This window comes from Pseudoalteromonas sp. MBR-15, from assembly GCF_053628915.1.
The window spans coordinates 51,003-66,330 of the sequence record NZ_JBRJHH010000008.1 but is presented as its reverse complement, the minus strand read 5'-3'; the positions used below and the strand labels follow the sequence as shown (position 1 = coordinate 66,330).

The 15,328-nt window shown below is 41.9% G+C and carries 14 protein-coding genes; 5 read left to right on the top strand and 9 right to left on the bottom strand.

Translation table 11 applies throughout. The annotated features are described in order from the left end of the window. Positions 1-98: 98 nt before the first annotated feature. Positions 99-2,741 carry a glycoside hydrolase family 16 protein gene (locus tag ACSSVW_RS12190; protein WP_454179411.1) on the bottom strand — a complete coding sequence of 881 codons (2,643 nt, stop codon included), beginning with the start codon at positions 2,739-2,741 and terminating at the stop codon, positions 99-101. 310 nt (positions 2,742-3,051) lie between these two features. Then, a complete protein-coding gene (gene apbC / locus ACSSVW_RS12185) occupies positions 3,052-4,131 on the bottom strand; it encodes an iron-sulfur cluster carrier protein ApbC (protein ID WP_454179410.1) in 1,080 nt (359 codons plus the stop codon). Between the two features lie 178 nt (positions 4,132-4,309). Here apbC and metG point away from each other — a divergent pair, with 178 nt between their 5' ends. Beyond that, on the top strand, positions 4,310-6,334 hold the full coding sequence (gene metG, locus ACSSVW_RS12180; RefSeq protein WP_036968946.1) for a methionine--tRNA ligase: 2,025 nt from the start codon (positions 4,310-4,312) through the stop codon (positions 6,332-6,334). A 63-nt stretch (positions 6,335-6,397) separates the two neighbouring features. On the opposite strand, the gene ACSSVW_RS12175 is transcribed toward metG, so the two are convergent. Next, positions 6,398-7,213, bottom strand: coding sequence for a hypothetical protein (locus ACSSVW_RS12175; RefSeq protein ID WP_257473692.1), 816 nt, complete (start codon positions 7,211-7,213; stop codon positions 6,398-6,400). A gap of 110 nt (positions 7,214-7,323) precedes the next feature. Then, a complete protein-coding gene (lepB, locus tag ACSSVW_RS12170) occupies positions 7,324-7,983 on the bottom strand; it encodes a signal peptidase I (protein ID WP_454179454.1) in 660 nt (219 codons plus the stop codon). Between the two features lie 184 nt (positions 7,984-8,167). On the opposite strand from lepB, the gene ACSSVW_RS12165 reads away from it, so the two are divergent. Together ACSSVW_RS12165 and ACSSVW_RS12160 are read left to right on the top strand one after the other, a co-directional pair. Continuing rightward, positions 8,168-8,626, top strand: a complete 459-nt coding sequence (locus ACSSVW_RS12165; RefSeq protein ID WP_036968948.1) for a hypothetical protein — start codon at positions 8,168-8,170, stop codon at positions 8,624-8,626. After that, complete coding sequence (locus ACSSVW_RS12160) at positions 8,626-8,832, top strand: helix-turn-helix transcriptional regulator (protein ID WP_036968951.1); 207 nt, start codon at positions 8,626-8,628, stop codon at positions 8,830-8,832. Before ACSSVW_RS12165 ends, ACSSVW_RS12160 begins: the two co-directional genes overlap by 1 nt. A 50-nt stretch (positions 8,833-8,882) precedes the next feature. Here the strand turns inward: ACSSVW_RS12160 and ACSSVW_RS12155 are convergent, their stop codons facing one another. From ACSSVW_RS12155 to aceK, 4 genes are all read right to left on the bottom strand, one after another. Next, complete coding sequence (locus tag ACSSVW_RS12155) at positions 8,883-9,143, bottom strand: DUF2999 family protein (RefSeq protein WP_036968953.1); 261 nt, start codon at positions 9,141-9,143, stop codon at positions 8,883-8,885. Positions 9,144-9,197: 54 nt separating this feature from the next. Then, complete coding sequence (locus ACSSVW_RS12150; protein WP_036968955.1) at positions 9,198-10,160, bottom strand: zinc-binding dehydrogenase; 963 nt, start codon at positions 10,158-10,160, stop codon at positions 9,198-9,200. Between the two features lie 8 nt (positions 10,161-10,168). Next, positions 10,169-10,561, bottom strand: a complete 393-nt coding sequence (locus ACSSVW_RS12145; protein WP_036968957.1) for a hypothetical protein — start codon at positions 10,559-10,561, stop codon at positions 10,169-10,171. 77 nt (positions 10,562-10,638) lie between these two features. After that, on the bottom strand, positions 10,639-12,447 hold the full coding sequence (aceK, locus tag ACSSVW_RS12140; RefSeq protein ID WP_454179409.1) for a bifunctional isocitrate dehydrogenase kinase/phosphatase: 1,809 nt from the start codon (positions 12,445-12,447) through the stop codon (positions 10,639-10,641). A gap of 105 nt (positions 12,448-12,552) precedes the next feature. Between aceK and ACSSVW_RS12135 the strand changes: the two genes are divergently transcribed. Continuing rightward, positions 12,553-13,500, top strand: coding sequence for a LysR family transcriptional regulator (locus ACSSVW_RS12135; protein WP_036968959.1), 948 nt, complete (start codon positions 12,553-12,555; stop codon positions 13,498-13,500). Positions 13,501-13,610: 110 nt separating this feature from the next. Beyond that, positions 13,611-14,054 (top strand): hypothetical protein, encoded by a 444-nt coding sequence (locus tag ACSSVW_RS12130; RefSeq protein ID WP_036968961.1) that lies wholly within the window; start codon positions 13,611-13,613, stop codon positions 14,052-14,054. 8 nt (positions 14,055-14,062) lie between these two features. On the opposite strand, the gene icd is transcribed toward ACSSVW_RS12130, so the two are convergent. Then, on the bottom strand, positions 14,063-15,325 hold the full coding sequence (gene icd, locus ACSSVW_RS12125; protein WP_454179453.1) for an NADP-dependent isocitrate dehydrogenase: 1,263 nt from the start codon (positions 15,323-15,325) through the stop codon (positions 14,063-14,065). Between the last annotated feature and the right edge of the window lie 3 nt (positions 15,326-15,328).

The window sequence follows — 15,328 nt, the reverse complement described above, 5'->3', positions numbered from 1 at the left end:
ATTAATTTTGTGCTTTTCATGATTACCTGCTTTTGCAAAAAATTGTCATGTAAAATGGGTGCTGTTTTGTGTGCACCCTAGCCTGTTGTCAGATGAAATTATGGGTTTGTAATCACGGCATTATCAATACGATAGACCGCACCTTCTCCCATGCCCCACGAGGGAAATACCATGACAACGTCTATTGCACTAATATCAAGACCTGCACTGAGCAAGTCAGACAATGTATAGGTGTAAGTTTGCCATTCCCCGACCACAGGCTCGACGCCTTCTTGGCTTGCACTTAGCGCAAGCTCAACAGCTTGACCTGCATCATTCGATTCGATTTTGAACAACCACTGCGCATCTTGATTGCTGGCATTTGAAACCAGTTTCATTTCAAAACGAACAACCCCTTCAGAAACCATATGAGAAGCATCAAAACTCACGCCATCAGCAGCTAAAAAGCCCATAACAGTAGCTGTTGCACCTATTTTAAACTCAGCTACAGCACCATGCGCTTCATCATCCGTTTCAACTGTTGGTGTACTGCCTGCGCAGCAATCCCAAATACTCCATTGCTCAGCGACATTATCAGCAAATAATGTGAGATCAGACTGTGGTTCTGGTGCATAAATACGTGCATTATCTACACGATATACAGCCCCTTCACCTTGACCCCAAGCAGGGAAAATCATGATCACATCAATAGCGCTGACATCTAAGCCTGCTTGCAGCAACGTACTAATAGGGAAAGTATAGGTTTGCCATTCACCCGCAACAGGGTCAACCCCCTCAACACTGGTGTTCAGATTAACCTCCACAGCGGTTGTACCGTTGTCTGATTCAACTTTTAGCAACCACGCTGCCTCTGGTGTGCTCGACAGAGATATCACTTTCATTTCGAACTGCAACATCCCCTCGTCCACAAGCGCTGTCGCATCAAATTGTGAACCACTACCACCTGATGATGTCCGGTTGATAAAGCCCATAACTGTCGGTTGAGCACCGATAGAAAACTCTGCTGTTACCCCGTGAGCCTCATCATCCATGACTTCAATTGGCGTTGAGCCACCACAACAATCCCACAACGGCCAGTCAATGTTCGTTTCATCTGTGAATAACGTTAATGAAGGTAAAGAGGTCGATGCGCCGTTTGTAATTTCAACATTATCAACACGATAAACTGCACCCTCACCTTGACCCCATGCAGGGAAGATCATGATGACATCAATAAGTGACACATTTAATCCTTCATCTGCAAGTGCTTGCAGTGGAAAGGTGAAGGTTTGCCATTCACCGACGACTGGTTCAGCACCTTCAGCACTCATGTTAAGGTTCATTTCGACTGCAGAACTGCCCTCGTCACTTTCTATTTTAAAAAGCCAAGGAGCATCTGGCGTGGCAGGTAATGACATGATTTGCATATCAAATCGTACGTAACCATCCTCCAACATAGCACTTGCATCATAAGGTGAAGCAACACCATTTTCGTCAGTGATAAAGGCTTCACGACTAATAAATCCATTCACTGTTGGCTGCGCACCAATATTAAACTCAACTACTTCGCCACGCTCTACATCTTCAACAAGGGCGGGTGTAGAACCACCACAGCAATCCCATGCAGGCCAATTTGGATTGAAGCTACCATCAAAAATGGTAAGCGGCGTAACCGTGCCATCGCTTGGCGGCGTCGGGGCTGGTGCAGCACCTTCTACCAGTGCACCTTCTACGCTGTCATACCCTGGGCGGACAGTTTCACAGCCTTTACCCGTGTCTGGATTTTGAGCACACTCATAAACTCGTACATAATCAATTTCGAACGCTTGACCATTTTCGAATGCACTCGTATCTATGCCCGTCGCATTAACGTTTTCTGGCCAATCACCACCAACTGCAAAGTTTAATATCAAGTAAAACTCTTGATCATAGGGTGAAGCATCCCAAAATGTCGTTAGTTCACCCGTTGTTTGGTCGAAATATTCTGAATACCATCCTTTATGCTTTAGCGCTAGCGCTTCGCCGCTGGCGTTATAAAGCAGTTCAGACTTTCGCTGAGTCGCGTAGAGGTAGTCATCAACATACCAGCGAATTTCTCCCTCTTGCCATTCTATTGCATAGGTATGGAAGTCATCTGCAGGGTTTGACGCCTGATCAAAGGTATACGCTTTGCCGCTTTGATCGTTATTTGGCCACTCTTTACCATAATGCAATGTTCCGTAGATGTTTGATTCTAGACCATCATCGGTAGGCACTTTAAGGTTCACGGCTTCAACAATGTCAATTTCACCAGAGCGGGGCCAACCGCCGTATACTTCGTCTGTGGGCATCATCCAAAAGGCAGGCCATGCACCTTGACCACTTGGCAGTTTAGCGCGCATTTCAAAGCGTCCGTATTTAAAATCAGCTTTATAGCGAGTATTTAGACGTGCTGAGGTATACGGTTTAGTCGCACCTTCCTCTGCGGGCAGTGCAACAATATTTAGAATGCCATTTTCAACAAAAGCATTATCTTTGTTGTCGGTGTAACATTGTTTTTCGTTATTACCCCCACCGGCACAATCAACTTCGAAGTTCCATTTACCATCGTCAATTGAATCGCCATTAAAGTCATCCTCCCATATCATCACCCAATCAGAAGTGGGTTCACTTGGGTTGATAGTGTCGATTTTTGTTTCTGTGGCAGAGCCACCGCAGCCAGCTAATGTCGCTACAGAAAGCGCCATCGCAAGTTGTGTTATGTGTGTTTTAATTCTGTTCATTACATTGAACCCTAACATGAGTGTTTGTTAGTACTCAGCTGATCGGTATAAGTATTTTTTTAATCAGCCAATTGTAAGCGCTTACATTTAAGGACAAATAAAAAGCCAAACAATGTAAGCGCTTACAAAAGCGTATGTCAGGGTTGTAAAAAGGTCAATAAAATATTAACAAAAATCGAACATTTGTGTCTTTTAAGTAGACAGAAAACACTCTAAAGGGCAGTAAATGCACTGATTAAGCACAAAAACACAAATACCTCATTGTCACAATGAGTAATAAACAACAAGAAATTAACATTTTTTTCTGTGTTTAATCTTCTGTTATCAGTATTTCTACCGAACTATTTTGTGTTTGCTGGTAATGCAAGCTGCTGGCTAGGACACGTGCAGCATTTTTGTAGGTAGCGCTGATTGATGCTGCATTATCTCGAGAAATTACCTGCCCTTGCTCCGAGCTTTCACGTATTTCAATCGCAAGAGGGATGTTGGCTAATACAGGCACACCATGGCGGTGGGCTAATTTTACAGCGCCATCTTTGCCAAATACATGATTGGGTTCGCCGCAATGACCACATAAAAAGTAACTCATGTTCTCAATAAGACCCAATACTGGAATATTGACCTTATTAAACATAGCAATCCCCTTTTGTGCATCAGCTAGGGCTAAATCTTGCGGTGTTGTAATAATTACAGCGCCACTAGCAGGTACTTTTTGACTCATGGTTAGTTGAATATCACCGGTGCCGGGCGGCATATCAACGATGAGGTAATCAAGTTCACCCCAATCGGTCTCATTCATAAGTTGATTAAGCGCCCCCGATGCCATAGGGCCTCGCCACACTGTTGCATCATCACTCGGCACTAAGAAACCAATTGATTGCGCTTTCAAATTATGTGCTTCAAATGGTAATAAGTTTTTATTATCCAGTGTTTTAGGCTCAGCACCCTGCAGACCTAAAAGTAAAGGGATCGATGGGCCATAAATGTCAGCATCTAAAATCCCCACTTTAGCTCCCTCTTGCTCAAGTGCTGAGGCAAGATTCACAGCCGTTGTCGACTTACCCACTCCCCCTTTGCCAGATGCAACAAGTACAATCTGCTTAATCTGCTTAAAGCAGCATTGGTTGGGTAATGACACCTCGGCGTCGATGCTCACCGATGTTGAGAGCTTATTGCTAACAAACTCTTCGATTTGTGCTAATTCTCCCTTGCCAGCAAAGGGTAATTCCAGCTTAACCTTAAAGCTTTTGTCGGTATTTATTGTTATTTCTTTTACCCATTGGGCTTCAATCCCAATCGCAAATGCGCTGCTTCTATAAGCAGCTAACGCATCAAGTAGCGGTTCTTTTTCAGCCGATTTACCAGAGAATAATTTTGACAGTCCAAACATAGCAATAAAATAGCGTTTCTTTGATGAAAAGTGCTTCGGAATTATGTAACATTCAAGGCATTAAAACCAGACAATTAGATAATATCATTGCGTTGTTTTGTATATAGGCAACTCGCAATGAATTAAATAATGATATTCATGCATTTTTGCAACGAACTATCCTCAATTCGGAATGATTATGGCACAGCGAAAGATCCTGATTACTAGCGCATTACCTTATGCCAATGGCCCGACTCACTTAGGTCATTTATTAGAATACATCCAAACTGATATTTGGGCGCGTTTTCAAAAGCAACAAGGTCATGAGACCTATTACGTGTGCGCAGATGATGCTCACGGCACCCCCATTATGCTTAATGCGCAGAAACAAGGGATCACGCCAGAGGAAATGGTTAAAAATGTCAGTGTAGAACGCCAACGCGACTTTGCTGATTTCAACATAGAATTTGATAACTATCACAGTACTCACAGCGAAGAAAACAAGCAGTTAAGCGAGCTTATTTATAACCGCTTAAATGATGCGGGCCACATTAAGAAGCACACTATTTCTCAGCTTTTTGATCCAGAAAAAGGCATTTTCTTACCTGACCGTTTTGTAACAGGTACTTGCCCAACGTGTAAGTCTGAAGATCAAAACGGTGATAGCTGTGACGCATGCGGTGCAACATACAGCCCAACTGAACTTATCAATCCACGTTCTGTCATGTCGGGTGCGGAGCCTGTGTTAAAAGACTCTGAGCACTACTTCTTTGACTTGCCAGCCTTTGAAGACATGCTAAAAGAGTGGTTACACTCTGGCACTATCCAACAAGAAATGGCTAACAAGTTAGACGAATGGTTTGCAGATGGCCTGCAGCAGTGGGATATCAGTCGTGATGCACCTTACTTTGGCTTTGAAATCCCAGGTGCTCCAGGCAAATACTTCTACGTATGGCTAGATGCACCCATCGGTTACATGGCCAGCTTTAAGAACCTATGTGACAAGAAAGGCATCGACTTTGATGCGTTCTGGCGTGAAGACTCAGAAGCCGAACTTTACCACTTTATCGGTAAAGACATCATTTACTTCCACAGTTTATTCTGGCCTGCCATGTTAGAAGGGGCAAACTTCAGAAAACCAACGAATGTATTCGCTCACGGCTTTGTCACCGTAAATGGCGCAAAAATGTCTAAATCTAAAGGCACTTTTGTAAAGGCACGTACTTATCTAGATAATTTAGACCCTGAATATCTCCGCTACTATTACGCGGCAAAACTTAACAACGGTATTACTGATTTAGATTTAAACCTTGAAGATTTTGCCCTGCGTGTAAATTCAGATCTGGTTGGTAAAGTGGTCAATATTGCAAGCCGTTGTGCTAGTTTCATCACCAAGAAATTTGACGGGAAACTAAGCGACACAGTGATGGATGAAGCGTTACTAAGTGAATTCCAAGCGGCATCAGACAGCATTGCTAATCATTACGAGAATCGTGACTATAGCCGTGCTATTCGTGAAATTATGGCGCTTGCAGACAAAGCCAACCAATTTATTGATGCTAAAGCTCCTTGGGTGTTAATTAAAGACGAAGCAAAACAACAAGAAGCGCATGACGTGTGCTCACTTGGCCTCAATATGTTCCGTGTGCTTATCACCTACTTAAAGCCTGTTTTACCAGGAATGGCTGCCAATGTTGAAGCCTTTTTAAATGACGCATTAACATGGCAAGGTGTGCAAACAGCACTTGTGGGTCATGCTATTAATAAGTTTAAACCGTTAATGCAACGCGTTGAAATGGATAAAGTAAATAAAATGATTGAAGAATCAAAAGAAAGCCTCGTCGCTGAAAAAGACAAGATTGATCCTAATAGCCCATTAGCGAAAGAGCCAATCAGCCCTGAAATCGAATTTGATGATTTTGCTAAAGTTGATTTACGTGTAGCGAAAATTGCAAAAGCAGAACACGTTGAAGGTGCTGATAAATTATTAAAATTGACGTTAGATTTAGGTGGCGAAACTCGCCAGGTATTCGCCGGTATTAAATCTGCGTATGCGCCTGAAGACATCGAAGGCAAGCTGACCGTTATGGTAGCGAACCTTAAACCACGTAAGATGCGTTTTGGTATGTCTGAAGGCATGGTGTTAGCAGCAGGCCCTGGCGGCAAAGAAATCTATATTCTTAACCCTGATGAGGGTTCAGAGCCAGGCATGCGTGTCATGTAAGGTAAAACCTTATTGTAAAAAAACCGTTGTGTGCAAACACAACGGTTTTTTTATATTCGGCATTTATGTTTTTGGGCATGCGGGGTGTTCGGTTAATACTTGGGTAATAATTTGGCCAAATACTTGGTGCTGTTGCTCAGTAATAGGGAAAGAGGCGCTGTAAGAAAGCGTATCGGCAAGCTCTCCGGTAATAATTTCATAAAAGGTCATCGCAGTTAGCAAATGCCCAGCATCCGAGGCATGATTACCGTCACTATGGTATAAATTCACTTCTGGTAATCTTGCTATCGCTTTGTCCCACACTAAACCGATGGGCGCAACACAGCTCGTTTCTTTATCACTAATGGATAAATGTAACTTATAAACCGCTTCACCTTCTTTGCTATCCCCCCTTTGTGGGTGTTCAGGGAATAGAATTGGCGTGATTCCCAGCACTTTTGCATTCGCAATTAGACGCTCGGTTTCTGCCGTAGAATAATTTACAGATCCCGATTGAGAATACTTTTGCCCTTGAAAAATCGCATGACTCCACTTGTTTTGTTTTAGCTTTTCGATATTCCCGGGTGAATTCACTATTTCATCCAAAAAACGGCCACTCACCGTGAGGGTCGCAACCTGACTATTACTTAACTCACTCGAAATTAACTGCTCAAGCAAGGTCGCAAGTTTTGCGCTATGACTATTGCCATAAATGATAATGTTATAATCAGCACTTGCGCTATTATCAACAATGTCGGTGCTATTATTAGGAAGTGAGCTGTCAGGCTCGGTTGCGATTGGGTTTTCAGTCTTTGAACTCGAACCACATGCAACTAACCCAACAAAACTCATCAATAAAAAGTAAACAATAAAAGGCTTAAATCGTTTGCTGTCCGTCATTGATTATTCCTTATTTAGACGTATCATTTTTCATGTAGTCAATATTGAGACACAAAACGATAAATAGCCAATTTTTATCTGACGCTTACTCACACTTAACTATTTCATCTTCAGGGTGCTAAATATAAATCTTTAAGAAACCGCTCTTTGCGGGGTAAGTAATGATCATCATAATCAAGCGACACCAGCACCCTTTTTGCTTTTCCTAACAGCTCACTACGCGGCACTAAACCGATTACACGCGAGTCTGCACTGTTATCACGGTTATCTCCCATCGCTAAATACATATCTGCAGGGATAACCACTGGCGCAAAATGCTGCATCACAGAGGGGGTCTTCGACACCTGAATTGCATGTTTAATACCCGCAAGATTTTCTAAATACGTTTGCTGCCCTGCTTCATCATCCACTAGCGAGTAATCAAGTGCTTGACCATTAATAATCAATTTATTATCAACTAACGTAACCGTATCACCCGGCACTGCAATCACACGTTTGACTAAGCGGTTATTAGCAGCAGTTGAATCAAATACAATGATATCGCCCGCTTTTGGCTCATCAAGGCGCGCCAGTGAGATATGACTAAATGGTAACCGTAAATCATAGGCCATTTTATCGGTTAAAATACGGTCTCCCTCAACAATTGTCGGTTTCATAGACCCTGTGGGTACTTCATACCAATCAGCAACAGCACTCCTAAATACACTCATTAAGCAGATGAATACAATCAATGAACGGTTATTTTTCCATACGTTAGCAAGCCAATTCATATTCGTTCCTTCTGTTGTTAGTTTCATTAAGAGTCTTTGCCGTTCAAATTAGTTCTTAGCTAAATGTAACGAAATACTTCAAAGATAAAAATATCATACATGGTGTTAAAAATATTTGACACAATCAACAATGAGTAGTTAACTTAACACCAAGTCAAATATTTTTTACACTGGATGATAAAAGATGAGCTACAAAGAACTGACAATTTGGGGCACGTTGGGAGTGACTATTGGTTTGTTAATTTATTACCTTACTGGTATTAACTCATTACAAACAAACGGAAACCTAAGCCAAGATACAATGGTTTCTTACTTATATAAGGTCGTAATTACTGCGGTGATACTCGAAATTATTATGCAATCAGTGCTTGCAGGCATTAAGCACAAAGAAGCAGATTTAGGTGATGATGAGCGCGATAAACTCATTGAACTTAAAAGCGCTAAGCTTGGCCATTGGTTAACTTCAGCAATTATTTTAATGTGTGTATTTTTAGCCACTCAAATAGAGCGTGTATCTGGTCGCATGTTATTACCTGAAGTTTCAGATTTATATAATATAATGCACTACCTCATTATAGGCTTTTTGATCAGTGAGATTATCACGACAGCCAGTAAGGTGTATTTCTATCGAAGAGACAGCTAATGAAAAAACAGCTCAGTAATACTATTCGAGAATTACGATTTCATCACAATGAAATGACGCAGCAAGCTCTGGCCGAAGCCGTCGGTGTTTCAAGACAAACAATTGTCGCCATTGAAAAAGGCAAATATTCCCCTTCACTTGAAGTGGCTTTTAAGATTGCTCAATTGTTTGATAAGAAACTCGATGACGTTTTTTCTTATCAATAGCACGCTTGCAATAAAAAAGGTTAGCATGCAGCTAACCTTTTTTATTCTATTTAAGACTGTTGATTTTTAAACTGTGCTTTCGCTTGTTCAACTTCGTCATTACTGATACCTACTGACTCAGCCGCTTCTTTTATTAAATGGGGTTGTGTCATAACCAACGCCATCAGTTGTTGAAGTTTTTCGGGCGGGATCCCGAGTTGCTGAACTAAGCCCATAGCCATCATTGGGTTTTCCATAAATGCTTGAAAAAGCTCACGTACTTTTTCGTCACTCACGTTATGCTCTTTCAGCATTGCGATAATTGGGTTCATACTAACCTTGATTAATTTACTGCTAATAAGCTCAATAATGTGGGCAATTTTTCGTTATTCAACCAGTAGCACCACTTTACCCGAATTTTCATTATTATCTAAAATGCGGTGAGCCTCAGTTGCATCCTGCCAATGCAGGGTTTTATATATATTAAAGTCAAATTTACCCGCAGCGAGTTCGCCATAAAAGCGAGCTATAAACTGTGCTTTTAGTTCACGTTTAAAAGCAATAGAGCGGTTTCTAAGTGTAGAAGCATGAAATGAAATACGTTTACTCAGCAAACGTGCGAAATCAACCTCAGCAAAGCGCGCATCTAAAAATGCCAACATCACAATTTGGCAATCCATTGCAGCAACAGCAGCATTTTTATTTAAATAATGCCCTGCAACGGGGTCGACAATTGTATTTGCTTGTAACTGATGTGTCTTCATATACTCCACAAAGTCGGTGGTTTTATAATTTATACAGTGATCGGCACCCAACTTTTTTGCATGCGCGCATTTTTCATCGCTCCCCGCAGTAATGACTACCTGAGCCCCAATAGCTTTTGCCATTTGAATAGCGGCACCACCCACACCACTTGCACCAGCGTGTATAAGTGCAGTTTGCCCAGCTTCAAGCTTGCCAAATTGAAATAACGCCGAAAATGCAGTGAGATAAACTTCACTCACCGCAGCCCCTTCAGCCATACTCATTGAGTCAGCAAGCGGCATCACCTGTGCTGCATCTACCGCAACATACTCACTGTATGCGCCTCCGGCACACAAAGTAAAAACGGGTTTATTAAGCCAATCAACCTCAACGTTTTCCCCTTGTGCGACGACAGTGCCAGCACACTCTAGACCTAAAATCTCACTGTCGCCTTTAGGAGGTGGGTATTTATCTTGCCTTTGTAAACAGTCAGCACGATTAACGCCTATTGCGGCGACCTTAATCAGTACCTCATCGTGTTTAATATTCGGCTTTTCAATTTCTGCAAACGTTAACTGTGAATTTTCGTGCTTAATATAACGCATAACACCTTCTATTTAATTCGCTGCCAGATTTCAGCTTCCACCAATTTACCATTTTCATATAAAGTATGATGCCATAAATCACCGTCTACTTTGTAATCAAATGCCATGGTTTTACCTTGTAATGAAGGCACATTACCATAAGAAAAAGTCTCGATAAATTGCTGGTCTTGCAAAACATATTTGCCGCCACCCGCATAATGAAAATTGCCATTTTTCTGCGTAATATAACTAAAATGAGTATCGGTAATTAGCTTTACCGAGGTTAATTCGGGTGCTTTTGCCGTAACATACCCTTCCTTTGTCGCATACTTTCCTTCAACAAACTGCCAACTCCCCACCAGCGGGTTCGCATTCGCGAATGAGGCTAGCAACAAACTTGAAATGCCGAATATTTTTAGCATAGTGTACTCCCTTAATTGTTCGTATTAGCATACGCCAATACCGGATCCTGATGAAGGACTACGTGGTTGAGATTTTTTCACCCCTGTTTTGCTCTCATTTCACTAAATCGCCACGATTGTTTATACGGATACACATCCAATAATTGTCCCTCATTAATAGCCGCTTGCAGTCGCTGCCACATAGCAACACTGAAAATGTCGTGATGCACAGCATTAAAAAATGAAAATGCCGTTTTATTTGCACTGAAAAATACCTTGAATTGGCTCGGAAACACATCGTTTTCAGCAATATCAAAGTAACTCTCGCTGCTTAACTCTTCTAACGAGTCAGCACTTTTTGGTAACTCTCGAAATTGACACGCCGTCATCGGGCAAATTTCATCGTAATCATAAAACACCACTCTTCCCCAGCGGGTCACACCAAAGTTCTTCATCAACATATCGCCTGGAAAGATATTTGCACCTGCCAGCTCTTTGATTGCTTTACCATAATCAATCATAACAAGTTCAAGTTTTCGTTCATCACACTGATTAATATATAAATTAAGCGGTGTCATTTTCCGTTCAACATACACATGACGCAAAATAAGCGCATTACCCGATATAATTAAACTGTCGCCAATTTGGCGCTGCATCGTAGTGAGTAATTCTTCACTAAATCGACTTAAATCAAACGCTAAATAACGAAATTCATGGGTATCAACCAAGCGCCCCACGCGATCGGCTTGCTTTACAAAGTCGTATTTCGCCATGACATGTTGTTTAGTGGCGGTTTTTGGTGCGCTAAATTTATCTTTAATCACTTTGTACACATAATCAGAGCCAGGTGTCGTAAATACCAACATCACCATGCCAGGCGTACCTGGAGCAATAATGTATTTATCATCAGGAGGGCTATTTTTAGTGGTATCAACTTTATAGCGATAAAACTCGGTTTTGGCATGCTTGATAAATCCTATCGCGTTAAATAACTCAAAACGTTGCTTATGGGGCATCAGCACGCTGAGGTAATCAACGTAACGCGCAGGTTGGTCGGTGTCGACCATAAAGTAGGTTCGCGCAAACCCAAATAGCAGACTAAGTTGATCGGCACCCATCATGACAGCATCAATGTGCAGCCCTTTTTCACTATTTAGTAAGGCTATGGCAAACGGCATATTATCACCATTTTTAGCAATGCATCGCCCAATGATGTAACACGCTTTATTTCTGAAAAATAATGAATTAGCGTATTCGATATACCCATCATTCAGTGCTAACAGCTCATAAACCTGTGGGCACTGTTTTTTTGCTCCTGCGATTAAAGTACGCTGCAAAATGTCAATATCATCAGTGAAATGTGCATAATCGGAGCGAAATACATGACGACTCACAAGGGTTTTTATCGCATTTTCAAAACCACTTTGTAACGAGATCCGACTTACCAGAGAATCAAACGGACGAGGCCCTAAGCGGTACCGTGCCTTTAAAACAAACAAATGAACATTACGGATTTTACGTGAGTCCCAAATAGCCCCAAATGTCGAGTTGAAAAACGTATGTGCAATAGGCTGGTTTTCGTGATTTTTCACCATTTCTGCATAAATTTGTTTTGCTAATAACCACAGAGCAGGATCGTTAACTTCGCTGTAAGCTATGATCTTTACAGCTTCACTTACTTTTTTTACTTGGCCTTCGTAAACCTGTAACCGTAACTTCATTGCTGTTTGCACTTGATGCCATTGACGTTGTTCAAACCGACTTTGTGCCCCTAAAGTGATATTCAAAAACTCTGCAAACATGGCCTCAAACCCTGCATACACAGCGCGGGCTAGTTTCGTGGCAATAATATTCTTTAGTTGTTCCGACTCTGTTTTTTTACGAAAAATTGCATCGTGTTGAGGCATTATTGATATCACTTATGCTGATTATTTTAGTTGCCGTGTTTACACACAATAGCAAGCACGCTTTAATTTAGGTAATTAATAAAGATAATAAATAAGATTGATCAGATGAATATTAGGCATGTCGACCTAAATCTATTGGTGTATTTAAATGTACTGATAGATGAGCAAAATGTATCAAAAGCAGCCAATAAACTTGCCTTAACGCAGCCTGCGATGAGCAATGCATTAAAACGGTTACGTGATTTATTTGACGATCCCTTGCTCGTTCGAGCCGCTGGCACAATGACACCCACAGCCAAAGCGCTGAGTCTCAAGCCTGAAATTGAAGCACTGCTAAAAATGGCCGAAGAAATCACGCAACCAAGTGAACTGTTTGACCCAAGCACTGCAAATATAACGTTTCGGATCATGGCAAATGATTATCTAGAATCAACCTTAATAGCCCCTTTTATCACCCAACAACTGGCGAAAAGCCCCGGCCTTAATTTTGATATTTTGAGTCCAAGCGACGTCAACTTACACGATATGGAAAAGGGCACAATCGATTTAGCTATAAACCGCTTTAATGGTTTACCCCGTTCATTTCACCAAGCCAGTGTCTGGCGCGATAACTATTGCTGCTTAAGTCACCCTGACAATCCTTATCTACAACAGCAAACGCTTGAGAACTACCTTGCACAAGAGCATATTTGGGTAAATCGGGCTGGCTGGGGGGTTGAAGCAGCGGTGACTAATAAATCTGGAAGTCAAAAATTAGGCTGGGTAGATGAAGCATTATGGCAGCTCGAACAAACGCGTAATATTCGTGTATTCACTCGCCATTACATGGTCGCAAGCTTGCTCTGCCAATCGCCTAAATTGATAGCCACGCTGCCTCGACGTCAAGCGATGTTGCTCGCAAAACACACCGATTTAGTCATAAGTCCAGTGCCATTTCAAATTGTTCCCATTGAAGTAAAAATGCTGTGGAGTCCATTATTACACCATGCAAACCCGCACCAATGGCTGCGTCGAGAACTATTAGCTTTTGCAAATACAGTGGCCGACAGGTAACAAATTAAGAATATTGATAAAATCAATATCAGTTATTGAAAACAACAATTTCATTAATAATGAGTGTCAGGCTAGAGTGAAGTTAAGCACATAAACAAAGAGAACTTGATATGGAAACTTCAGCACAATTCACTCAACAAGACGGCCTTTACATTAATGGTCAATTACATACTTTTATTGAACAGCAACTTTGTAAAAAAAGCGAAATTGCGTGTGACGAGATATACCAGATTCTTGCAACACTGGTTGATGAATTTGGGTGTCAGTGTCGTAAAACGAAACACCAAGCAGATGATGTTTTACCAACAGAAACACTGTTAACTGCCTACAGCTCTGTACGAACTCATCCACATTGTCATGTAGATGCTCAAACGACGACGGCTGTACTTGATGAGTATTGCTGCCAAGTACCGGCTATTTTAGTGGTTGCTCTTATGGATACGCTAACAGGTATTACAAGCGACGAGCCTGGTGCAAAGCACATTTACCAACGTGCCGCAGCACTGACAGGTAAACCATGCGTGTACGCCATTAATAGCGCACACGCTGCTTAATATGCGCATTACTTTGAGTTACTTATTCGAGCGATGATGCTTTTTGCAAAATCACTGCAATTAAGCATCGTCGCACCGGTGACATAGTCAGCCAAATCAAAGGTAAGCTCTTTTGCCAATAATGTTTCTTCCAGAGCTGATTCCACTTTTTGTGCAGCCTCCTGCCACCCCATAAAACGCAGCATCATTACTGCACTTAAAATACTACTGCTTGGGTTCGCCGTGTTTTCACCCGCTATCCGGTTAAAAGTGCCATGTGTTGGCTCAAAAAAAGCCACCTCATTATTTAAATTTGCTGCTGGCATTATACCAACGCCACCGACTTGTGCAGTCAACATATCGGCCAAATAATCACCATTTTGATTGGTGGTTACGACTACATCAAATTGTTCTGGTGTAAGCAACGCCTGCTGAAGCATATTATCGGCAATCACTTCTTTAATGACTAAATCGTCCTGATTGTCACGCTTTACTAGCAACCAACGGCCATTCTCATGGGCAACTGCATTAAACTCTTGCTCTGCTACCGCAAAGGCCCAGCGTTTAAACGCTCCTTCTGTAAACTTTAATACATTCCCTTTATGCACCACAGTTAAAGATTTACTTTGTTGTTTTAGTGCATAATTGAGTGCATATCGCATCAAACGCTCGGCCGCTTCTTTTGAGCTATTTTTAATGCCAAGCCCACACTGGGTATCAAAACGTAATCGTGTCACCCCCATTTCTTGACATAAAAAGTCGAGCATTCGCTCGTTGTCAATACTGCCAGCTTGCCATTCAATACCCGAGTAAACATCTTCTGAACTGTCGCGAATAACGGTTATGTGGGTTTTTTCAGGCTCTTTTAATGGTGAGGGTAAATGCGGATAACTGCGGATAGGCCGCATATTAACGAATAAATCCATTTCATGGCGAAGTGCGACGTTCAAAGAACGAAAGCCCCCACCCAAAGGAGTGGTTAGTGGACCTTTTATGGCAATTTTAAACTGCCTTACGGCATGGAGTGTTTCTTGTGGAAACCAATCTCCGTCGTAGAGTGCGGCCGCTTTTTCACCGTTAAACACTTCCATCCAGTGAATCCGACGCTCTCCCTGATAAGCTGCCTCAATAGCAGAATCAACGATACTTCGCATAACGGGGCTAATATCTTGCCCAACACCATCCCCTTCAATGTAAGCGATTACTGGATTGTCAGGAATACACCACTGGCCATTTTTATCGATGGTGATTTGTTCACCCTGCTCTGGCACTGAAATATGTTGATACTGCATCAT

Bases quoted from the DNA above. Each gene is read 5' to 3' on its own strand.
- ACSSVW_RS12150 (WP_036968955.1), bottom strand. From the start codon at position 10,160: ATGCGTTATATTAAGCACGAAAATTCACAGTTAACGTTTGCAGAAATT.
- icd (WP_454179453.1), bottom strand. From the start codon at position 15,325: ATGCAGTATCAACATATTTCAGTGCCAGAGCAGGGTGAACAAATCACC.
- ACSSVW_RS12165 (WP_036968948.1), top strand. From the start codon at position 8,168: ATGAGCTACAAAGAACTGACAATTTGGGGCACGTTGGGAGTGACTATT.
- lepB (WP_454179454.1), bottom strand. From the start codon at position 7,983: ATGAATTGGCTTGCTAACGTATGGAAAAATAACCGTTCATTGATTGTA.
- metG (WP_036968946.1), top strand. From the start codon at position 4,310: ATGGCACAGCGAAAGATCCTGATTACTAGCGCATTACCTTATGCCAAT.
- ACSSVW_RS12190 (WP_454179411.1), bottom strand. From the start codon at position 2,741: ATGAACAGAATTAAAACACACATAACACAACTTGCGATGGCGCTTTCT.
- apbC (WP_454179410.1), bottom strand. From the start codon at position 4,131: ATGTTTGGACTGTCAAAATTATTCTCTGGTAAATCGGCTGAAAAAGAA.
- ACSSVW_RS12135 (WP_036968959.1), top strand. From the start codon at position 12,553: ATGAATATTAGGCATGTCGACCTAAATCTATTGGTGTATTTAAATGTA.
- ACSSVW_RS12160 (WP_036968951.1), top strand. From the start codon at position 8,626: ATGAAAAAACAGCTCAGTAATACTATTCGAGAATTACGATTTCATCAC.
- ACSSVW_RS12145 (WP_036968957.1), bottom strand. From the start codon at position 10,561: ATGCTAAAAATATTCGGCATTTCAAGTTTGTTGCTAGCCTCATTCGCG.
- aceK (WP_454179409.1), bottom strand. From the start codon at position 12,447: ATGCCTCAACACGATGCAATTTTTCGTAAAAAAACAGAGTCGGAACAA.
- ACSSVW_RS12130 (WP_036968961.1), top strand. From the start codon at position 13,611: ATGGAAACTTCAGCACAATTCACTCAACAAGACGGCCTTTACATTAAT.
- ACSSVW_RS12175 (WP_257473692.1), bottom strand. From the start codon at position 7,213: ATGACGGACAGCAAACGATTTAAGCCTTTTATTGTTTACTTTTTATTG.
- ACSSVW_RS12155 (WP_036968953.1), bottom strand. From the start codon at position 9,143: ATGAACCCAATTATCGCAATGCTGAAAGAGCATAACGTGAGTGACGAA.